The organism is Acinetobacter sp. ANC 4636, from assembly GCF_054454555.1.
Genome location: NZ_JBTKVD010000015.1, coordinates 20,869 through 40,177 on the forward strand (window position 1 = coordinate 20,869; position 19,309 = coordinate 40,177).

The 19,309-nt window shown below is 40.6% G+C and carries 22 protein-coding genes and 3 pseudogenes; 13 read left to right on the top strand and 12 right to left on the bottom strand.

Going from position 1 to position 19,309, the window contains the following annotated elements; genetic code table 11:
- Nucleotides 1-142: 142 nt before the first annotated feature.
- The 3 genes from ACX1N5_RS13605 to ACX1N5_RS13615 all read right to left on the bottom strand — a co-directional run bounded on the left by ACX1N5_RS13605 (nt 143) and on the right by ACX1N5_RS13615 (nt 1,429).
- Nucleotides 143-757 (bottom strand): nitroreductase family protein, encoded by a 615-nt coding sequence (locus ACX1N5_RS13605; RefSeq protein ID WP_458802975.1) that lies wholly within the window; start codon nt 755-757, stop codon nt 143-145.
- 32 nt (nt 758-789) lie between these two features.
- Nucleotides 790-1,143: a putative quinol monooxygenase gene (locus ACX1N5_RS13610; protein ID WP_131382241.1), complete on the bottom strand. Its 354-nt coding sequence runs from the start codon at nt 1,141-1,143 to the stop codon at nt 790-792.
- Nucleotides 1,144-1,228: 85 nt separating this feature from the next.
- A complete protein-coding gene (locus ACX1N5_RS13615) occupies nt 1,229-1,429 on the bottom strand; it encodes a tautomerase family protein (RefSeq protein WP_131382242.1) in 201 nt (66 codons plus the stop codon).
- A gap of 291 nt (nt 1,430-1,720) precedes the next feature.
- Here ACX1N5_RS13615 and ACX1N5_RS13620 point away from each other — a divergent pair, with 291 nt between their 5' ends.
- Complete coding sequence (locus ACX1N5_RS13620) at nt 1,721-2,626, top strand: LysR family transcriptional regulator (RefSeq protein WP_131382243.1); 906 nt, start codon at nt 1,721-1,723, stop codon at nt 2,624-2,626.
- A 35-nt stretch (nt 2,627-2,661) separates the two neighbouring features.
- Here the strand turns inward: ACX1N5_RS13620 and ACX1N5_RS13625 are convergent, their stop codons facing one another.
- Complete coding sequence (locus ACX1N5_RS13625; protein WP_228259308.1) at nt 2,662-3,324, bottom strand: LysR substrate-binding domain-containing protein; 663 nt, start codon at nt 3,322-3,324, stop codon at nt 2,662-2,664.
- 69 nt (nt 3,325-3,393) lie between these two features.
- Nucleotides 3,394-3,567, bottom strand: a pseudogene (locus ACX1N5_RS13630) (LysR family transcriptional regulator); the annotation flags it as partial.
- Between the two features lie 320 nt (nt 3,568-3,887).
- Between ACX1N5_RS13630 and ACX1N5_RS13635 the strand changes: the two are divergent.
- Nucleotides 3,888-4,889, top strand: a complete 1,002-nt coding sequence (locus tag ACX1N5_RS13635; protein WP_458802978.1) for an alpha/beta fold hydrolase — start codon at nt 3,888-3,890, stop codon at nt 4,887-4,889.
- A gap of 149 nt (nt 4,890-5,038) precedes the next feature.
- Here the strand turns inward: ACX1N5_RS13635 and ACX1N5_RS13640 are convergent, their stop codons facing one another.
- Nucleotides 5,039-5,941, bottom strand: a complete 903-nt coding sequence (locus ACX1N5_RS13640) for a LysR family transcriptional regulator (RefSeq protein WP_458802980.1) — start codon at nt 5,939-5,941, stop codon at nt 5,039-5,041.
- Between the two features lie 143 nt (nt 5,942-6,084).
- Here ACX1N5_RS13640 and ACX1N5_RS13645 point away from each other — a divergent pair, with 143 nt between their 5' ends.
- The 4 genes from ACX1N5_RS13645 (at nt 6,085) to ACX1N5_RS13660 (ending at nt 8,720) form a co-directional block, all read left to right on the top strand.
- The gene (locus ACX1N5_RS13645; protein ID WP_458802982.1) at nt 6,085-7,122 is read left to right on the top strand and encodes a TIGR03571 family LLM class oxidoreductase; all 1,038 of its coding nucleotides are present in this window, start codon (nt 6,085-6,087) and stop codon (nt 7,120-7,122) included.
- Nucleotides 7,115-7,912, top strand: coding sequence for a sugar phosphate isomerase/epimerase family protein (locus tag ACX1N5_RS13650; RefSeq protein WP_228259310.1), 798 nt, complete (start codon nt 7,115-7,117; stop codon nt 7,910-7,912). Before ACX1N5_RS13645 ends, ACX1N5_RS13650 begins: the two co-directional genes overlap by 8 nt.
- 11 nt (nt 7,913-7,923) lie before the next feature.
- Nucleotides 7,924-8,379, top strand: coding sequence for a hypothetical protein (locus ACX1N5_RS13655; RefSeq protein WP_458802984.1), 456 nt, complete (start codon nt 7,924-7,926; stop codon nt 8,377-8,379).
- Nucleotides 8,380-8,468: 89 nt separating this feature from the next.
- Complete coding sequence (locus tag ACX1N5_RS13660) at nt 8,469-8,720, top strand: hypothetical protein (RefSeq protein WP_458802986.1); 252 nt, start codon at nt 8,469-8,471, stop codon at nt 8,718-8,720.
- 116 nt (nt 8,721-8,836) lie between these two features.
- Here the strand turns inward: ACX1N5_RS13660 and fghA are convergent, their stop codons facing one another.
- The 4 genes from fghA to ACX1N5_RS13680 form a co-directional block, all read right to left on the bottom strand.
- Complete coding sequence (gene fghA / locus ACX1N5_RS13665; RefSeq protein ID WP_458802988.1) at nt 8,837-9,673, bottom strand: S-formylglutathione hydrolase; 837 nt, start codon at nt 9,671-9,673, stop codon at nt 8,837-8,839.
- A 139-nt stretch (nt 9,674-9,812) separates the two neighbouring features.
- Entirely contained in the window at nt 9,813-10,391 is a 579-nt protein-coding gene (gfa, locus tag ACX1N5_RS13670) for an S-(hydroxymethyl)glutathione synthase (RefSeq protein ID WP_131382249.1), read from the bottom strand.
- A 65-nt stretch (nt 10,392-10,456) separates the two neighbouring features.
- Nucleotides 10,457-11,566, bottom strand: coding sequence for an S-(hydroxymethyl)glutathione dehydrogenase/class III alcohol dehydrogenase (locus ACX1N5_RS13675; RefSeq protein WP_458802990.1), 1,110 nt, complete (start codon nt 11,564-11,566; stop codon nt 10,457-10,459).
- 17 nt (nt 11,567-11,583) lie between these two features.
- Entirely contained in the window at nt 11,584-11,859 is a 276-nt protein-coding gene (locus ACX1N5_RS13680; RefSeq protein WP_131382251.1) for a metal/formaldehyde-sensitive transcriptional repressor, read from the bottom strand.
- A gap of 961 nt (nt 11,860-12,820) precedes the next feature.
- Between ACX1N5_RS13680 and ACX1N5_RS13685 the strand changes: the two genes are divergently transcribed.
- From ACX1N5_RS13685 to ACX1N5_RS13695, 3 genes are all read left to right on the top strand, one after another.
- Nucleotides 12,821-13,987, top strand: coding sequence for an alpha/beta hydrolase (locus ACX1N5_RS13685; RefSeq protein WP_458802993.1), 1,167 nt, complete (start codon nt 12,821-12,823; stop codon nt 13,985-13,987).
- 149 nt (nt 13,988-14,136) lie between these two features.
- Nucleotides 14,137-15,126: a hypothetical protein gene (locus ACX1N5_RS13690; protein WP_458802994.1), complete on the top strand. Its 990-nt coding sequence runs from the start codon at nt 14,137-14,139 to the stop codon at nt 15,124-15,126.
- A 6-nt stretch (nt 15,127-15,132) separates the two neighbouring features.
- Nucleotides 15,133-15,843 (top strand): LPD7 domain-containing protein, encoded by a 711-nt coding sequence (locus tag ACX1N5_RS13695; protein WP_458802996.1) that lies wholly within the window; start codon nt 15,133-15,135, stop codon nt 15,841-15,843.
- Between the two features lie 48 nt (nt 15,844-15,891).
- On the opposite strand, the gene ACX1N5_RS13700 is transcribed toward ACX1N5_RS13695, so the two are convergent.
- Nucleotides 15,892-16,146: a hypothetical protein gene (locus ACX1N5_RS13700; RefSeq protein WP_458802998.1), complete on the bottom strand. Its 255-nt coding sequence runs from the start codon at nt 16,144-16,146 to the stop codon at nt 15,892-15,894.
- A gap of 195 nt (nt 16,147-16,341) precedes the next feature.
- Here ACX1N5_RS13700 and ACX1N5_RS13705 point away from each other — a divergent pair, with 195 nt between their 5' ends.
- Nucleotides 16,342-16,560: a helix-turn-helix domain-containing protein gene (locus ACX1N5_RS13705; protein ID WP_458803000.1), complete on the top strand. Its 219-nt coding sequence runs from the start codon at nt 16,342-16,344 to the stop codon at nt 16,558-16,560.
- Nucleotides 16,561-17,054: 494 nt separating this feature from the next.
- Here the strand turns inward: ACX1N5_RS13705 and ACX1N5_RS13710 are convergent, their stop codons facing one another.
- Nucleotides 17,055-18,095 carry a zinc-dependent alcohol dehydrogenase family protein gene (locus ACX1N5_RS13710; protein WP_458803002.1) on the bottom strand — a complete coding sequence of 347 codons (1,041 nt, stop codon included), beginning with the start codon at nt 18,093-18,095 and terminating at the stop codon, nt 17,055-17,057.
- A 239-nt stretch (nt 18,096-18,334) separates the two neighbouring features.
- On the opposite strand from ACX1N5_RS13710, the gene ACX1N5_RS13715 reads away from it, so the two are divergent.
- From ACX1N5_RS13715 to ACX1N5_RS13725, 3 genes and pseudogenes are all read left to right on the top strand, one after another.
- The gene (locus ACX1N5_RS13715) at nt 18,335-18,487 is read left to right on the top strand and encodes a hypothetical protein (protein ID WP_458803004.1); all 153 of its coding nucleotides are present in this window, start codon (nt 18,335-18,337) and stop codon (nt 18,485-18,487) included.
- A 31-nt stretch (nt 18,488-18,518) separates the two neighbouring features.
- Nucleotides 18,519-18,629 (top strand): annotated as a pseudogene (locus ACX1N5_RS13720) (BrnA antitoxin family protein); the annotation flags it as partial.
- 485 nt (nt 18,630-19,114) lie between these two features.
- Nucleotides 19,115-19,243, top strand: a pseudogene (locus ACX1N5_RS13725) (IS5/IS1182 family transposase); the annotation flags it as partial.
- Nucleotides 19,244-19,309: the final 66 nt, after the last annotated feature.

A 19,309-nucleotide genomic window follows, 5' to 3' on the forward strand; every position in this document is an offset into this window, starting at 1 on the left:
ATGAGCCGATTTGTGGGAGTCGTTCTGCTGGTAGTGTTTATAATTCTGCCGTGACTAGAAAAACACACAGCCACGATGGTGTTGACTTGAAAAATAACATCTTGATCTGGAATGCTAGAGACCTGACAGAAAGGCAGTTTTTTTAAACATATTCAAGTACATCGGCAGCAGATTTACGTGGTTTTCTTGGCCAATTATCGCCAGATGCATAGCCTACTGTCACCAACATGACAGGGATTTCTTCAGCATCAAGGCCAAATTCTGCAGCAACTGCAGCACCGTCAAAGCCAATCATTGGCGTCGAATCAAGACCTTTACCTTTTGCTGCAAGCATTAATGTCATCGCTGCAAGGGAACCAGAACGGATGGCTTCATCACGTTGTAGCTGTGCATTATTTTCATACATGCCTGTAGATGCATTGACCCAAGCTTCGTAAATTGACTGGTCTAAGATTCCAGCATCTACAGTAGGTTTCAATGAAGTCGGGATATGTGTATGTGTATTGAGTTTGCCACAGACAATAAAAGTGACAGCTGCATCAACAACTTTCTGTTGACCATAAGCAAGAGGCAACAAACGCTGTTTTGCTTCAGGTGTACGAATCGCAACAAAACGCCAGTTTTGTGCGTTAAATGCTGATGGTGCATGTGTAGCAAGTTCGACTAGCGCAGAAATTTCTGCATCAGTGAGTGTTCGTGTCGCATCATAGGTATTTGCCGAGATACGTGATTGGATTACATCATGAATAGTTTGCATTTAGAACTCAATCAAATTTAGATACTAGGGAATTAGCGGCTGAAACCATCAAATGGAGTCATATATACCGCACCAAATGCATCAAGACGTTTACGAATTTCTGCAGTTGGCATGCCATAAACAGTCAGGCTATTTACTGTTGCAAATTCTAGGAAACGTGCGCCAAATGGGCCGAAAGTATCATCAATGTGACCAACAACGCCATCGATGTTGTAGCGTTCACAGATATGAACGATATTGCCTTCTTCATTGATGCTGTATTCATAGATTAGCGTGTTTGGTTCTTCTTTAGTCGCAGCAACGATTTGTGCAATCAGTGCTTTAAATGCGTCCATTTCTTCAGGTTTAATAGATAATGAAAATAGGCAGGTAATATATTGATTCATATAAAAATCTCTATTTAAGGGTTACTCAGGGATAGATAAATGGCATGCTTTATAAAGTGTACAAAGCATGCTGTACCGATCACCATTAAGAACTAGGATCTTCTTTCCCGCCGAACAGCTGACCAGCACCTGCCCAGTTAGATTGAGCTACATCTTCAAAAATGACATAGATATAATTAGCATCTGTGCCAGTATGTTTAACAATACTTTCAGTGATGTCTGCTGCAACAGCAGCTTTTTCAGCATGTTCTTTACCTTCAAACCAACTAACACGAACTACAGGCATTTTTGAATCCTCTTAAATATTGAGTCATATTATCTCGACTTTTTCATTTTAATGTTGAATTTAAGCTTGATAAACAACTAAAAACTATAATCATAGTAGAAATTAAATCTACAATAGTGAATAATGTACGGCAGGTGTTGTATAAGATTATGAAGTGAATAATGTTGTAAATGATTGTAGAATAATGATTATTTTTTATTAAATTTAAACAGGTTAAATTGCACAACATAATTGACCATAAAATTATATATTTTCTGAATCCATTACTAATACATACCTGAGGTGATATTTGTGTTACCAGTTGATTCATTTCAAGGAGTTTTGACTTTTATCGTGGCTGCTCGTTCTCATAGTTTTACAGAAGCAGCGGAGAAGCTTGGCATTTCCAAGTCAGCAGTCGGTAAATCTATTTCAAAACTTGAAGAAAGGTTAGGTGCTCAACTTTTTCATCGCACCACGCGCAAGATTTCACTGACCGCCGATGGTGAAGCATATTTAACCGCATGTTCTTCCGCTTTAGATGAAATAGGCATGGCTGAAAGTGCATTAGGTTCAAAATCTGGAGAGCCGGCTGGGCGGCTACGGATTGATATGCCAGTGGCATTTGGACGAAGAAAGTTAGTCCCTCTTTTATTCAATATGGTGAATAAATACCCTAACTTACATCTGAATATTACCTTTTCTGATGACTTAATTGACCCAATTGAAGAAGGCGTTGATTTGTTGATTCGTTATGGAGATATTCCAGATTCCACAGGTCTTGTTGCCCGACCTTTAGTCAGTCAACGCTGGGCGATCTGTGCTGCACCCCATTATCTTGAAAAATTTGGAACACCTCTGACACCAGAAGATATTTCAAAGCATCAATGTATTACGATCGGGCATCGTCGAGGTCAACCCTTGGCTTGGCGTTTAAAGATCAATGGAGAAACAGTTCGTATTTTACCTCCAGCGACGCATCAAATCGGTGATGGAGAAGCAAGCATTCAGGCAGCTATAGCTGGAATAGGACTCTGTCAGATGCCCCGTTGTTTATTTCAAGAAGATTTAGATGTGGGTCGACTGGTCGAAGTGCTTGCACCTTATGAACCAGATAGTGTGCAGGTACATATGGTATGGCCGAAGGTCTCACATTTAAGACCTAAAGTCAGATTTGTTGTAGATGAGTTGATCAAATCTAGTCACGAGTGGCGCTAATATAGGTGATAAATTCATCAACTTAATGAAGATTGCTATTGCTTAGAATTAGATCCATCAGGCGCAAAAAACTCTAATGTAAAATCAATAAAACTACGAAGCTTTGGTGTCATTCTCCTGTCTTGGGGGTAGAGTAAATGCATCGGGCGTGTCGGCACTGGGAAATTTGGTAAGATTTCAACCAGTTTTCCCTCTTGAATTGCGGGCATGACCAATTCACTGGGTTGCAGAATGATTCCTGCTCCGGCAACTGCTGCGGCCATCAATGCTTCACCACTATCAACAATAAAATGTCCCTTGATATCAATGGTCATGGAACCCTCTGGTGTTAAAAATTCCCAGTGGTTACGCAATGTGGTATGCGAAAAACTCAGGCATTCATGCTGTTGTAAATCAGAAGGATGAAGGATTGGAGAATGGGCAGATAAATAGTCAGAGGAAGCACACAGGATCAGTCGATAGGGCTGTAATTCTCTGGCGATGAGACCACTATCCGATAATTCGCCGACACGAAATACCACATCAAACCCTTCTTCGATCAAATCAACCATCCGATTTGAAATCGACATTTCCATAATGACATCTGGATAACGCTGCATGTAGATCGGGAGTAAAGGGGCCAGTGCATTGACACCAAAAGAAATGGGTGCAGAAATTCGTAACTTGCCTGTCGGTGTTGTTTGCGCCTCATTAGCCATCGATGTAGCCTCAGACATCTCGGCCAGTATGTTTTTAGCGTGTTCGTAAAAACGGTGGCCCACATCGGTTAAATGCTGTCGTCTGGTGGTTCGATTAATCAACTGTACTCCCAGAGAGTGTTCAAGGGTTCTGATATGTTTACCGACCAATTGTGAAGACATCCCCATAGCTTCAGCCGCCGCTGAAAATGACCCGAGTTCAACTGACTTTACGAAAATTTCGATGCTTTGTAGCCTATCCATTAGAAACCTGTTGTTTCAAGTGTTGTCCTGATTTAAGCATTTATCACACTGCATTTCTTTTTGTAAAGTATGTACCAAGTTTTTCTATATAAATGAAATAAAGCATACATATCTCTGTTTTGTTCGCATGAAGATAGCCTGTTTAAGACAGGCCTGCGTACTCTACCGGGAGATGGTGAAGGTTCAATTCAGCCTGAAAGTGAAATGAATATTGATTTAGGTTTTTTCCTTAGACAGAAGTAGCTGACATATCTGCCTGAGTATATGTCCATCAAAAAACTCATGAAATTTATTGTTCTAGGATTGCTGAGGAGCCATCAATGAAGACCAAAAAGTATTTAAACCTATTGCTCGTTGCAATGTTGCCCATCTTGTCTGCTCAAACGTATGCCACGCCGGCCATCGATGTCATTGGTAAGGATTTTATTTTCTCAAATAAAATAAAGGGTCTTCCTGAAAAATTATCTGATTTTAAAGGGCTGCAAATTAATTATTTTGAAACCAATGACCATGTCAAAATGGCTTATTGGGAAGCAGGAACGGGTGAGCCTTTAATTTTTATTCCAGGCTGGACAGCGAATGGTGCTGAATACATTAACCTGATGTATATGCTCAGCAAAAAATACCATGTTTATGTACTTGACCCACGTAATCAAGGACTGTCAGAGAAAGTAAATTATGGTAACAGAATTAGCCGATATTCAATGGATTTACATGAATTTGTAAATCATTTAGGAATTTCTAAGGCAAATTTCTGTGGTTGGTCGATGGGGGCATCAGTACTGTGGGGCTATATTGATTTATTTGGAGAAGAATCAATCAATAAACTGGTGTTAATTGATGAGCCGATCTCGATCTATACTCACAATGACTGGTCTGAAACTGAACGTACAAATGCAGGTGGCATGACCACTTCAGTAGAGCGTATGGTAGCCGCTTTTGCTGGGGCACCGACAAATGATCAGGTAGTTGATATGTTTGCGATGGAGCGTTACGCAGAAAAAAAATCACCTTATTTCCAGAACTCTGAAGCCTTCACTGCGGCTGTGATCAGGAATGATATGAAAGCCATGCAACAAGTCTTGTTTGATCATGCAAGTAATGACTGGCGCGATGTTGTCGAGCATAAGATCACGGTTCCAACAGCAATCTTTACAGGTGAATATAGCCATAATCTGAAGAGCCAGCAATGGGCACAGTCTAAGATTCCAAACTCTAAACTGTATGTTTACACTAAATTACAAGATGGTGACCACTTCCTTGCATTTAAAAATCCAGTCAAATTTGTGAAAGATCTGGAAGGTTTCTTGGACAGCAAGTAAACTCCAATTTCAGCACTTTGTATCCGCTGAAATATGCTTTCAATGGCTCTGTTGCATAAATTTCTCCTGTGTAGCAAAGCCATTTTTGTATCCAGTTAATGACCATCGGCTTGTAAACTCCAGCTGTTGCATCGTAGTTCATGCACAACTTAATCAACGTGAAAAGATGTGCCAAGAGTTTGCATCATAAAATCAATAAACACCTTGATTTTTGGCAGGGATTGGCGGCTTGATGGCCACAGGATATAGACACTGCGATAATCCTGGATGTAATCCTTCAGCACAATACTCAATCTTCCATTCAATACTGCATTCTTTACCATAAAGTCTGGTAGCAAGGCGATCCCTAAACCGGCTTCAGCCATGGTCTGCAAAGGCTCGATGGTATCTGTAATTGCTGACACGGGCAGGGTAAAACTGGTTTCCTGACGATCTATAAATCCCCAATCTACGAGTTTCTTACTGGTCGGGTATCTATAGCGTAAACATTTATGCTGGATCAGGTCGGTGGGTTGCTCAGGTATTCCATTTTCGACAAGATAAGATGGTGCTGCCACCAAAACATGCTGATAGGTGTTCAGGTGGCGGACTTTAAGCCGAGAGTCGATGATCTGGCCGACACGCATCACAATATCAAATCCATCTTCAATAATATTCACCAGTTGGTCACTAAAGCTCAGCTCCAATTCGATGTTGGGATAGAGATTTTGAAACTCGATAAATGTAGGCATTAGATGAATAGCAAACTGTGGTAATCCAACACGCAATTTGCCTTGTGGGGAATATTTAATTTGTGCCAATTCAATTTTGGCTTCGTTAAACTCAGACAAAATTCGCTGCGATCTTTCCAGAAACAGGTGGCCTTCGGCAGTTAGGGTAATGGCCCGGGTCGAGCGGTGGAACAAGCTGATTCCCAGCTCCTGTTCCAACTTGACGATGGATTTTCCAATCGCAGAGGAAGTCGTTCCCAGTTTTCGTCCTGCCTCAGTAAAACTGCGTAGCTCCGCCGCAGAAACAAAGGCCTTCAAGGCACCAAAATAATCGATAGACATGTGATTTTATTACATCCAAAAATTCCTATATGTTTTGAATATTAGCCTATTTTTCTTATTTTAATAAATGATTAAAGTACACACGTCGCATACTGAGCTATCCGCTTGATTGAAACAGCACTCAGTTTTAAAAAGAGATTGAAATGACAGCACTATATTCTTTAAACCAGTTACCTGAAGAGTTAAGAGACCATCCTGGCTATTCACAGGTATTCCAACCGGGACATTTGACATTTGGTTTTATTGCGCCTTTGGAAAGCTATCCATATACACCAGGCCCAACGCTAGCAGATCACGTCGAAATGGCACAAAAAGTCGATGCGGCAGGATTTTCAGCAATTTGGTTAAGGGATGTCCCATTTTATGATCCAAACTTTGGTGATGTCGGTCAAGGTCTAGATCCTTTGGCATATGCAAGTTTCTTGGCTGCGATTACTCGCCGAATTACCATTGGTACAGCAGGGATTGTGTTACCGCTTCGAGATCCTCTGATTGTGGCAAAACAAATTACCACCATCGATCAACTATTAGGTGGACGTCTGGTTTTGGGTTTGGCAACAGGAGACCGTCCTATTGAATATCCTGCTTTTGGGATTGAGTTTTCAAATCGTGCTGAACGCTTCCGTGATGCCTTAGCCTTAATCCGATCAGTGACAGAAAACGATTGGCCTGTACATCAGTCAAAATTTTATGGCAAGTTGACCGGTCAAATTGACCTGATTCCAAAACCTGTAAAATCGCGTATTCCAACCATCGTGATTGGGCATGGTGGTCAAACTATCGAATGGACGGCACAAAACACGGATGGCATCATGTCGTATATTTCCAATCCGATGCACATTCCTGAGATTATTGAAAACTGGCGTGCTGCAAGTCCGAAAGATGTGTTTAAGCCATATGCTTATGGCACTCTATTTGAACTGGATCGTGATCCAAATGCACCGATTCAACCGGGTCGCGTGCTTCGAGGGGGCCGAAATGCGTTACGCGAATTGTGGCTCAGACAGCAAGATCAAGGCGTTTCGCATGTTGCACTGCACTTTAAACCACAGCGTCGCCACGCCTCAGAAGTGATTGATGAGCTGGGTGAGCATTTATTACCACTTTTTCCAAGCCTATCACCAAACAAAGAAACCGTATCGAAAGAAGCTGCGGTACAGGAGATGTCTGCTGATGCATGATCTTCATCATATGGACTTCATTTTCCAAACTAAATTGGGTACCTATTCGCTAGACGCTCAATGTGAAATGTTGGTCGAAACAGGCTATCAAGGCTTGACTGTTTCGGCATGGAGTCAGAAGTTAGATTCGCTCGATCAAATTAAACCGCGTTGGGGTCTGGACGTTGGGGCCGTGTATCTTATTTACAGACAGGGTCTTGAGTCATTTGTCATCAATGCGGTGGAATCAATGCAAGGTTGCTATAGTATTGAATTGGCACTGGACTCAGGCAAAGGGGTGACTGATCTAGATCGTAAGATTTTAGAGAAAATCCTCCCGATCGCAGAACGACGTGGCATCGAGATTGTGCTTTATCCTCATGTTCGCTATGGCATGCAGACTACCTCTGAAGCCGTGCAACTGTGTAAAGCGTTTAATCATCCGAATTTAGGCATTGTCTTTAATGGTTATCACTGGTACGCGAATCAAGAACAGTTACTGGAAGAACGACTGCAAGCCGTCAGTCCATGGCTGAAACAGGTCAACATCGCAGGGTGCCGCTTATCACCATTAGGCTGGAGTGGTGTTGCAACCATTGAGCCTCTAGATGAAGGGGAAATGGATAACTTTGTCTTAATGGGCGCATTAAGTCGTCTGGGATATCGTGGCCGTTATAGTGTCTTGGGCTGGGAAAGTATGGGTGGAGATGTCTTTGGTAATCTCGAGCGTTCTCAGAAAGCCTTCCGTTCGATGGAACAACGTTTGATTAAACATCCAGAATGGTCTGTTCTTGACTCATTGACGTACTAGTCGAGGAATATATGCTTCATAAAGTTCATGCACTCGACTCATTCTTCTATAACTCTATGGGGGTTTATCAATTCCAGTCACAATGTGAAATGCTGTCAGAAATTGGTTTTGATGGCATCACGGTTTCTGCATGGGGAGGAACCCCGTTCACCAATCTGGACTTATTGCCGACTATCAAAGAGCAATATGGCCTAGACATCGCAGGACTATATCTGGTTTTGCATGAAGGCCGGAATGACATCGTATTAAGGAAAATTATTGAAAGTGTCGAAGGGGTCGAGTTAATCGAATTGGCAGTGCAGACTTCGGTACATGGGATGTCTGGCATTTTGAAGACCATTGAATCTTACCTGCCGATTATTGAGCGTCGAGGTTTACGCCTTGCACTTTATCCGCATCTGAAACATGTTACCCAGATTACAAGTCAGGTGATTAAATTTGTGAATACTTTAACCATCCTTTCTTAGGCGCTTCATTCAATGGTTATCATTGGTTTGCGATACAAGAGGGAAATTTACAGAAAACGCTAAACAATATCCGCCCATGGTTGATGCAGGTGGTGCTTTCAGGCAGTGCCATGTCTCCATTGGGTTGGGGTGGCGTGGCAACAATGGAACCTCCAGATCGTGGCGAGTTGGATAATTTTGCTGTTGTAGGTGAGTTAAAGCAGATTGAATATACCGGAAGTATTGGTGTATTGGGCTGGGACTATGCTGGGGATATTTATCCCAAACTGGAGCGTAGTTTGAAAAAGATGAAGACCATTCTTCATCTTTTGGACAAGCATCCGAACTGGGACTATATTTAATTTAATAACGTTGCTAGTAAATTGACTGCTAGCAACGATAAATATTGTAAAATAATTCTGATTATCTCAGAGTCTCATCACAGTTTCAGTAGAAAGCCTATTTCTATCATATATTTTTAAAATTTTTGATATAATATTTTACTGTGAAATTCAATGTGTTGGCCAATAAAACTCGCAATAAAATAATAACTGTGATCGTAATTTTCTCTTAGATTCAGCGTGACATCGATATTTTTTTGCTTGGCAATTTCTGAAAACTGTTTGGGGTGTAATTGCGTATTCAGGAATGAATCTGCCAGGCCTTGATCAATCAGAATAGGTAAAGATGTTCCGAATTGTTGCAATAATTCTGAGGCATCATAGGCTTTCCAGCTCTCTTGATCTAGCCCCAAATACGCAGTAAACGCTTTTTGTCCCCATGGTACCTGAGACGGTGTCACAATTGGAGAAAAGGCGGATACGCTATGATAACGGGTTGGATTTTTTAGTGCGATCGTCAGAGCGCCATGTCCACCCATAGAATGTCCGAAAATACCACGCTTATCACTGATAGGAAAATTCTGCTCAATCAGTGTTGGCAACTCGTTCACAATGTAATCATACATTTGATAATGTTTTGACCACGGCTGCTGGGTTGCGTTGAGATAAAAGCCAGCACCTTGACCCAAATCATAATCTTCAACGTTTGCCACACCTTCGCCCCGAGGACTTGTATCTGGTGCAACGATAATGATCTTATGTTGAGCTGCAAACTGCTGTACACCAGCTTTGGTAATAAAATTTTGTTCAGTACACGTCAGTCCCGATAACCAATACAAAACGGGAAGTTTTTCTCCAGATTCATGATCTGGAATATAAATCGCAAAATTCATGGCACAGTTTAAACTGCTAGAATCATGTTTATAAACATCTTGCCAGCCACCAAAACTTGCTTGGTGTTCAATACGTTCCATAAATTCTCCTGATTTTAAAAATTCATATTTATCAGTCTAAGCACTTTTCCTGAGCTCAGAGTGAGTTATTGGAAATTGAAGTGAGAAAGGTGCACAGCGAACTGTACACCTTCAGATATCTTTCTATTCCAGCCAAAAATTATGCGTGGAATGTCCCTTTTTTCTTAGCAACATGCGTCGAAATCGCATCCATAAGTGTAGGAGACAGACAGTCATACGTATTTAAGCCAATACTTTGGAATTGACTGCGTACAGCACTCATTTGTGAAACAGGCGCACCAGTTTCAATAATTGATGATACAAATGCAGCAAATTGTGGTTCAGACCAGCCCGCTTCATTCGATAATTCAGTATGAATGAAATCTAAACCATAGAAAGGATGTTCTGTATTCTCAATACGGCCAAACATGTGCACGCCGCATTCTTTACATGCATGACGTTGAATCGTTGCAGACTCGTCTACGATCTGTAACTTATCTTCATTTGCAGCAATCTGTACGGCATCTTTAGAGACAACAGCCACAAGGGAAAATAATGCACCTTTTGGTTTCCAGCACTTCGAACAGCCACATGCGTGATTATGTGCTGTTTGGCTCGTGATTTTGACTTCTACAGGATGATCTTCGCAATGACACTTCAAGGTACCACCAGCGAAATTCTCTTGCTCAGTTTTTGAGATCCCATCATTAATTGCTGGGTGCAAATTAAATACGCTCATAAATCCTCTCCGTTTTTAAATATGGATGATCAATGTTAGAAGATTAGGGTATCCTTTTTTGACACTTAGTAATGGATCACTGTACGAATAGACTTACCTTCATGCATAAGATCAAAGGCATCATTAATGTTGTCTAATGGCATCGTATGTGTCACAAACGGTTCTAACTGAATATCACCTTTCATTGCATCTTCAACCATACCTGGTAATTGGCTACGGCCTTTCACACCGCCAAATGCTGTACCTAACCAGCGACGTCCGGTCACCAATTGGAAAGGTCGTGTAGAAATTTCCTGGCCTGCACCAGCAACCCCGATAATCACGGATTGGCCCCAGCCACGATGTGCACATTCAAGTGCTGCACGCATTACATTGACGTTACCGATACATTCGAAAGAGTGGTCAACACCCCAACCTGTCATTTCAACAATCACTTCTTGAATTGGTTTGTCATAATCTTTCGGATTTAAGAAGTCAGTCGCACCAAACTCTTTCGCCAATGCAAACTTATCTGGGTTCATGTCAACAACGATAATACGGCTAGCTTTCGCCTGACGCGCACCTTGGACAGCAGCCAAACCAATACCGCCTAAACCGAAGATAGCAACAGTATCGCCCTCTTGCACTTTCGCTGTATTGTGTACAGCACCAATACCTGTGGTTACACCACATCCAAGCAAGCAGACATGTTCATGATTTGCTTCTGGATTGATTTTCGCCAAAGAAACTTCGGCAACAACCGTATATTCACTGAATGTTGAACAACCCATATAGTGGTAGATTGGTTGGCCATTATAAGAGAAACGTGTAGTACCATCTGGCATCAAGCCTTTACCCTGTGTCGCACGCACTGCTGTACACAAGTTGGTTTTTCCAGATTTACAGAATAAACATTCGCCACACTCTGCTGTATAAAGAGGAATAACATGATCACCAGGTTTTACACTGGTCACACCCTCACCCACTTCAACAACAATACCTGCACCTTCATGACCGAGAATCGCAGGGAATACACCTTCTGGATCATCACCCGACAATGTAAATGCATCGGTATGACATACACCTGTATGCGTCACTTTAATTAAAACTTCGCCTTTCTTTGGTGGTTCAACATCAACTTCTACGATTTGTAAGGGTTGACCAGGTCCAAAAGCAACTGCTGCACGTGATTTCATAAACTTTTCCTATAAAGCTATTTTAAATAAGACTTGAGAATTTTAGCGATTTCAGCAAGCTCATCTCGTCGCTGTGATTCTGTAGTTTCACCTGATACCAATGTATCCTTTAAATGGACCTCTAACATCTCATTCATTAAACCGTTAATAGCACCACGCACAGAACATATTTGTTGCAGAATTGCGCCACATTCCACATTACCTTCTAACGCATTTTCAATGGCTTGAGCCTGACCAATAATGCGTTTGACGCGTAGAAGAATCTTTTTTTTGTCTTCAACTTGATTTGGCATATATTTCATCCATTCCAATTTTTATAGTATAGTACCCTATAGTATGCTTAATAACAATAATTTCCCAGAAACTGGATAGTTTTGAAAAATATCTAACTAAAAAAGCCTATAGCTTATTTTTTAGGAGCTGCACTGAATTAGTATTATGTTAATTTATTAAAATAACTCTAACTAATTGTAAATTAAATAATAAAATAGATCAGAAGTTACTTGAAGTTTCTGTGATCCAAGGTAATAAAAGCTATTATGCTAGTGTTACGGAAGATTTATAGAACTTCACATTAATTCGCAAGAATCTTTCTTATTTCTTTAGAGGATGAAGCTCTTCAAGTATTTTATGGTGAATCTAATGGCTTTACTGTTGGGTCTTATTATTTAAATCCTGATAAGCCAACAGTCAAAAATATGTTCAAAGATTGATATTGCATCGAGTTCAAATTATCAATCACTTTATAAACATATCTTATTTTTTATATAAAAAACTTTTCGCTGCAATTTTCCCTGCCAAAGTCATTTTTTTGCATAACCTCTTACGAATGATCATTTTATACAAAAAGAAGTGCAAGAACGTACAAGTCAGTCATGAGGCGATAGCTTAGTGTTAAAGAACATTCATACATGATGATTCAGTAAGAATGAATAATACAATTTTTAAACAATGGACTGAGAAAATGAAGGAGTTAGGGATGATTCTAGAAGTGGCTATTACTAGCGATAAGATTCTATAGAGAAAATGACTCTAGTAGATTCAAGAATTTTTCGCATTTTAAATACACTGATTGAATCAGTCAAAGATTCTATAAATTACTGAGTAACACAATTTTATAGCACAGTAACCAGTCTATATGTTGACAACATGGATGTCCTGACTTTGCTGTCTTCGGCTATGACACTTGAGTTTTAATTTTTTCTTTGAATAAAGCCCGAATTTACTCCTTAAACATCAAACAAGGATTTTAAAATGAATACCAATCAACATAATGCCCAATTTCTTTTTGATTTATATGCCAACTGGTCGAAACGGATGCAGGAAAATCCCAATATGACTATTGAAGATTTCCGTAGTCTGTTTGATGAATGGCATCAACCGACTTTAGAACCAGAAGATGTTTGTTATAAGTCAGATGTTATTGCGGGAGTTGAAGGGATTTGGGTTTATCCAAAAGATTGTGACAAATCTAAAGTGATTATTTATACCCATGGTGGTGGATTTGCTGTTGGTTCTTCGGCTAGTCATCGTAAATTAGCTGGGCACTTGGCTAAACATTTAGGCATTTCGGCTTTTGTTGTTGATTACAGACGTTCGCCTGAATATGTGTTTCCAACACAAATTCATGATGTTTCATTGGTATATAAAAATTTGTTAAAAAAAGGTTTTTCTGCAAAAAATATGCTCACAGCAGGGGATTCAGCGGGTGGTAATTTAGCTATCTCTACCGTGCTTAATCTACGCAATGAAGGCATTGAATTACCGAGTGCGGTTATTGTGTTCTCTCCGTGGTTGGATATGGAGCATAAAGGTGAAACTCTCATCACCAATGATGTAACGGATGCCCTCATTACTGTAGATCTTTTAAAAGGCATGTCACAAATGTTCTTGGGTGAGCATGGCGATCCTACAAACCCATTAGCTAATCCATTAAAAGCGAATTATGAGAATTTCCCACGCTTATATATTAATGCTGGGTCTGTTGAAGCACTTGTAGATAATGCAACACGCCTTGCTGATGTTGCAAAAGAAGATGGTGTTGATGTGACTTTATCTGTTGTGAATAACATGCAGCATGTTTTTCCTTGCTTACAGGATGCAGAAAAACTCCCCACACAAATTTTGGATCGGGCTTCCCGGCATCAACAACCTAGCACTCTGCAGCAGGAGATTCACTTTGCAAAAAGTTATCAGCAATATGTTGAGAAAACTGTCCAGAATATTTTGCGTCGCGTCAACTCTTGGCAGGACTGGCATCAGGCGCTGGCGGAAAAAGGCCTGACGTTTGAAAAAAAGCGCAATGGCGCTGTGTTTCAGTTAAAACCTATTCTGAAATCATCACCTTTAAAGCCTCACTGTTTTGTCAGAAGCAAGTCACCCTACCCCAGCTACAACATAAATGGGGAGCGTATCAGGTAGCAGCCGAGGGAATCCGCCCCCAAGCCGTCCTGGATCAGGAGGTGCAGTCTCGGGTAGCGTCTCCGTCTCGCAAACTGCATCCGTTTCATTTATTTCAACCTCAAGATTATCTTGTCACAGAATTGCACCATGTCTATCTCGCGTTGAAGATGCATAAAGATCAAATCACCGTCCAGCATAAACAAGCCGCGGCTGAAATCAGGCAGGATCATGAATCTTATCAATTTGTTGAAAGAGATCTTCAAATTAAACAACGGCAACAGCAGTCACCAAACATCGACTTACATCGGATTGAAGCCATGCTGGATGATCAGCATGCTGCCCAACAGCAACATGACCGTGCCAATCGACGGATCCAGTATGCACTGAGTCACCGGCAATTGACGGCCAAGTTATTGAAGGATGAATTGTTCAAGGATGAGCGGGGACAGCTGCTCTTTTCATCGCTGGAGGTGAATTCGGCGCAGATCACCTCCTATTCGGACTTTGTTTCACGTCTCGATCGAGAACATCCCTTAGTCATTGCACAACAGTTCCTGCTGGATCAGCGTCAATCCGCCAATTTTATTCATGCGCCCAATCCAAAATGCCGTCAGGCCCATCTGATCTATGATGAGCAGCTTAAACATGAGCCGATCGCAGTGATGAACCAACATGGGATACAAATGTTTAGCCAGTATTCCGTGCCACGAATCCAGCAATGCCTGAAATTGCTGGATGCACATACACCGATTGAATTCTCCGGAGAGCCGTCATTTCAACAACAGGCGAAAGTTGCGCTGCAGCATCGGAGTCACCGGATTGAAGATCCCAATCCACAGCATGAACTGCCGCGGCTGGACCAGATTTCACCGTCCGATCTGGAGGTGTTTTTTGATCAGCTGTATCAGCACTTCAATCAAACGCATAATCTACAGACCGCGATTTTCAAAGCCAATCTGTTGCTCTGTTGCTGTCATGTAAATACCGATCAACTCGACCAGAACCTTAAGCAATACACAGATGAATTTTTTAATTTCAACTTGCCGACGCCAGACCGCAACACTCTGATGCTGCGTTTGAAAACTGTGCTCTGTACTCAACCGATCGCGCAAAACCGGCAATATTTTAATGCGCAAGACCTTGATTTTATTTGGTAGGTTGCATTGAAACTTGAATACAACTTATTAAAACGAAATGAAATCAGCATCATCAACAACCCACAGCCTCAGAGCAGTTCGAAACTGGTGATTGAAGAGATTGTCTTACCTCCACGAGATCCGTATTTTTTAAGCGACTGTATGCAAGAATTAAAATTTGAGCCTCGCAAATCGCAGCTGCAGCAACAGTTCCTCGAGATTTCTGAGATTGGTTTATCTTCAAATTCACTCGGAGCCTGTCAACGCATTGAGGCTCAAGCTGAATTTATTCCACACTTTCCCGCAGACCGATACCAGATCATCTGTCAGTTTGAGCATCAGTTTTATATTGATCAAGAGCTAAATCAAACAGCCTTTATTGAAAACAAAGCGCTGGCGTATATTCACGTCACCAGCAAGCAGGAGATTCATGTCCGTGATGCATTGTTTCTGGCACATTCGCAATATGGTGAAGTATTGATCTCTGGTAACGAGGAATTTAAGAAACAGGTTGAAGCGATTGCCCAGCAATATCAGATTCCGGTGATCCGGGAAGAACATGTCGAGCAGCGACAAGCGCAACTAGAGGTTCCAACTCAGCCATCAGCGATTCAGGTTGCAGAGCATGAACCTCATTCAAATCGATCTCAACCAGATTCAACGCCACAGGTTGAACCACAGCAGCGTCATGAACCCGCAGCTCAAAAAACGACATATGGCCATGACTTTGGCTTCTAGAAGAAGCTTTCTTGAAAAAGCCTAAGTGATTAAATGAAAAATTATCACTTAGGCTAAGACATAGGCAGATTCAGGAAAATGACTTAAAAACTCTATTTTCACCGAGTCTACATTACAGATCTCTGGCTGGACGGCCAATAAGTGGTCTAGCCAGACCAGGGTGGCTTCGTGATTGTTATAACAATGATTGACGTCCAGATAAGCAGCCATCCCGAAGCCCATGGTTACATTGAGTTCTCGAATTAATTTATAGCCGAGGCGCCTGGCTTTTGGACTGATCCATAATTCATGTGTTGTCATCATGATAAAACCTTTTTCAATTTATGCTCTGTCTGGTTCTATCCACCCGGATTACAAGTTATAATTTCTGTGTAAAAGGGAAATAATACTTGTATAAGGTAAATATAACCTACTGTAGGTTATAAATTATCAAAGTATTAGATATATTGTAATAAAAAATAACTCACAGTAGGTTATTTTTATTTTTTAGAAAACAATATGATTCATTGTAAGTTATCTAGCCTGATGGGCGACCATAGAATTTTAAAGCTGAGTGAAGTGGTCAATGCCACAGGAATCAACCGGAATACATTGACCAGCATGTACTATGATCGTGCCGTCAGGATTGAACTGCCCGTTGCAGATAAACTGTGTAAGTTCTTTAATTGCAGTATGAATGAGCTGTTTGAATATACCGATGAAGAAAGTGATGCCTAATCTTTGATGAGATCATTCCCTTCAAAATGCGCATGGATGCACCCAAATTCGCTCTGGTGCCATTTCAACAATCATCCATTGAGTTGCTGGCACTATTTTGAAAAGATCAATCCAAACCTTTAGATTGATCTCTAACGATATGCTTACACTATTCCCACTTGATCAAACTTAAATCCTTGAGCAGATTTCATGATAATTGGTTTTTTCAGCAATAGAAGAAACCAATGAGCCGACTTGTCTAGTAAGTTCAACAAACTGAGTTTTTTTGACCTGAATAACATCGATGACGTTAAGTAGATGTAATCACTTCGATGCGTTCCATAAGATCTCCTTAACCCTAGTGCTATGACTAGGTCTTAATTAATTGTGAAGTGTCCGTTTTAATTGGGGGCTAATACAATGCCTCAAATTTCTATTTGCAACAGTGCCAAAAAATTCACCAATAAAAAGACACCCCTTTCGGAATGTCTTTTTTAAACTTAAATAGGTCGGTATTAAGAGTTAGAAAGCACCACTTTCATAGCTTTTTCTTGCGCAGCATGACCAAACACTTTATATGCCTCTTCAATATCATTTAACGTAAAATGGTGAGTCACCAATTTATTTGGCTCAATGGTTTTAGCACAGCAGCTTTTCAGCAACATTGGTGTACTTGAAGTATTCACCAATCCAGTGGTGAGCGTAATGTTTTTAATCCACAAATCTTCAAGATGCAGCTCTACCGATTTACCATGCACACCTACGTTGGCAATGTGTCCACCGGGTGCAATAATCTGCTGACAGATCGCAAAAGTCGGCTCAACCCCAACACATTCAATCGCGACATCTACACCCACACAATCAGTCAATTGATCAATCACCGACTTCACATCCTGCTTGGCAGGATTAATGGTATCGGTCGCGCCAAAACGTTTTGCGGTTTCCAAACGGCTTTCATCAGTATCGACCATAATGATTCGGCCAGGTGCATAGAATTGAGCTGTGAGCAATGCCGCCATCCCGATTGGACCAGCACCGACAATCGCAACCGTTTGCCCCGGTTGTACCTGACCATTTAACACACCAATTTCAAAGCCTGTCGGCAAAATATCGCTCAACATCAAAGCTGATTCTTCATCCAGATCTTCTGGCAAATGGTACAGACTGTTATCGGCATGTGGAATGCGCACATATTCCGCCTGCGTACCATCAATTTTATGACCTAAAATCCAGCCACCATCTTTACAGTGAGCATATAAACTTTTCTTGCAATAACTGCATGAGCCACATGCCGTGATACAAGAAATAATGACTTTGTCACCTTTTTTGAATTGCTGAACTGAAGTGCCAACTTCTTCAATAATCCCAATGCCTTCATGTCCCAAAGTTCGACCATCAGTCACTGCTGGCACATCACCTTTTAGAATGTGTAAATCTGTACCACAAATGGTTGTTTTAACAATACGGACAATTGCATCACTCGGTTTGAGCAATTTTGGTGCTTCTTTTTCTTCCCATTTCGCATTACTTGGACCGTGATAAACCAATGCTTTCATTGTGCAAAACTCCAATCAAAATTTTAAAGTACTCAATTTTTATAAATCAGTTTTTAGCTTTGTATTTCGTGGTCAGACCACATCTACCACTCTAGCGTTAATTTTCAGCAGCCACAATAAGCGAAGATCCCCAAAGCTCAAAAGCTATAAGATTTTTCTCCTAATTGTATTAGCCCCCAATTAAAACGGACACTTCACAATTAAGACCTAGTCATAGCACTAGGGTTAAGGAGTGTCTTATGGAACGCATCGAAGTGATTACATCTGCTCAACGTTGTCGACGTTATTCAGGTGAAGAACAAGCACGGTTTGTTGCTCTCACCATGCAACCAGGTTCATCTGTTTCTTCTATTTTTCAGACAGTATGCCATCTCACCAAGTTTGCTGTTTAAATGGAAAAGACTTATGCAGGATCGTGGATGGATAGATGCTGATGTACTTGCATGGTTTAAAGCGCAAGGCAAAGCTTATCAGACACGTATGAATAAAATTCTGCGTGAAGCAATGTTGGAAGATCTAAAAAATCATTCATAGAAATGGGAACAATAACTCCCATTTTTTAATGAATATTTCCCTTCAGTATCTGTAAAAATAATGATTTTCCATCGAATAGAACTCAAGTTTGAACCACGCTGATGATGATTCTGTGGAGGAAACTTATCTCCTTTGTTTGATGTAATCTCTTTATTACAGCCAGTACATTTATATATCCCAAAATGTGGAACTTGATCACTAGGGCTATATACTTTTTCCCATTCATCTCAATTTGGAATGTGTTTCAAAACATTAGAGTTAGCATAAATTGCCATATTGAACCTCAAAATCTTCAAATAGAATATTTTATGAGCTTTGTATAAATAAATTTATATTTCAATACCATAAGTAATTCATAGCAACATATAGTGTCGTTTAAATATGAAATCTTAATACTTAATAAGAGCTGAATTCGCATAAGAGATTTATGTTGAATCAGGAGTTCACAATATTGGTCGCCATGATACTTTTTTATAAAAATGAGAGTCCAACTATTGGGAGATAAACTCAGTACGAGAAACTTTTTAAGCCAAGTGAATGAGATTCATGTACGTGTAGCAGCCTTCAATAAATTTACGGAATTAGGCCGACCCCATATCCAAGTTGTAACCTAAATTTGAATAATTACGACATAGCTTCAACTTCTAAATTTTTGTGCAACAAGGCCCATAAAAATAGTT

Coding starts and splice junctions, on each gene's coding strand:
- ACX1N5_RS13690 (WP_458802994.1), top strand. CDS start 14,137: ATGCATAAAGATCAAATCACCGTCCAGCATAAACAAGCCGCGGCTGAA.
- ACX1N5_RS13710 (WP_458803002.1), bottom strand. CDS start 18,095: ATGAAAGCATTGGTTTATCACGGTCCAAGTAATGCGAAATGGGAAGAA.
- gfa (WP_131382249.1), bottom strand. CDS start 10,391: ATGAGCGTATTTAATTTGCACCCAGCAATTAATGATGGGATCTCAAAA.
- ACX1N5_RS13705 (WP_458803000.1), top strand. CDS start 16,342: ATGATTCATTGTAAGTTATCTAGCCTGATGGGCGACCATAGAATTTTA.
- ACX1N5_RS13675 (WP_458802990.1), bottom strand. CDS start 11,566: ATGAAATCACGTGCAGCAGTTGCTTTTGGACCTGGTCAACCCTTACAA.
- ACX1N5_RS13655 (WP_458802984.1), top strand. CDS start 7,924: ATGCTTCATAAAGTTCATGCACTCGACTCATTCTTCTATAACTCTATG.
- ACX1N5_RS13635 (WP_458802978.1), top strand. CDS start 3,888: ATGAAGACCAAAAAGTATTTAAACCTATTGCTCGTTGCAATGTTGCCC.
- fghA (WP_458802988.1), bottom strand. CDS start 9,673: ATGGAACGTATTGAACACCAAGCAAGTTTTGGTGGCTGGCAAGATGTT.
- ACX1N5_RS13680 (WP_131382251.1), bottom strand. CDS start 11,859: ATGCCAAATCAAGTTGAAGACAAAAAAAAGATTCTTCTACGCGTCAAA.
- ACX1N5_RS13715 (WP_458803004.1), top strand. CDS start 18,335: ATGGAACGCATCGAAGTGATTACATCTGCTCAACGTTGTCGACGTTAT.
- ACX1N5_RS13685 (WP_458802993.1), top strand. CDS start 12,821: ATGAATACCAATCAACATAATGCCCAATTTCTTTTTGATTTATATGCC.
- ACX1N5_RS13625 (WP_228259308.1), bottom strand. CDS start 3,324: ATGGCTAATGAGGCGCAAACAACACCGACAGGCAAGTTACGAATTTCT.
- ACX1N5_RS13700 (WP_458802998.1), bottom strand. CDS start 16,146: ATGATGACAACACATGAATTATGGATCAGTCCAAAAGCCAGGCGCCTC.
- ACX1N5_RS13605 (WP_458802975.1), bottom strand. CDS start 757: ATGCAAACTATTCATGATGTAATCCAATCACGTATCTCGGCAAATACC.
- ACX1N5_RS13615 (WP_131382242.1), bottom strand. CDS start 1,429: ATGCCTGTAGTTCGTGTTAGTTGGTTTGAAGGTAAAGAACATGCTGAA.
- ACX1N5_RS13640 (WP_458802980.1), bottom strand. CDS start 5,941: ATGTCTATCGATTATTTTGGTGCCTTGAAGGCCTTTGTTTCTGCGGCG.
- ACX1N5_RS13650 (WP_228259310.1), top strand. CDS start 7,115: ATGCATGATCTTCATCATATGGACTTCATTTTCCAAACTAAATTGGGT.
- ACX1N5_RS13610 (WP_131382241.1), bottom strand. CDS start 1,143: ATGAATCAATATATTACCTGCCTATTTTCATTATCTATTAAACCTGAA.
- ACX1N5_RS13645 (WP_458802982.1), top strand. CDS start 6,085: ATGACAGCACTATATTCTTTAAACCAGTTACCTGAAGAGTTAAGAGAC.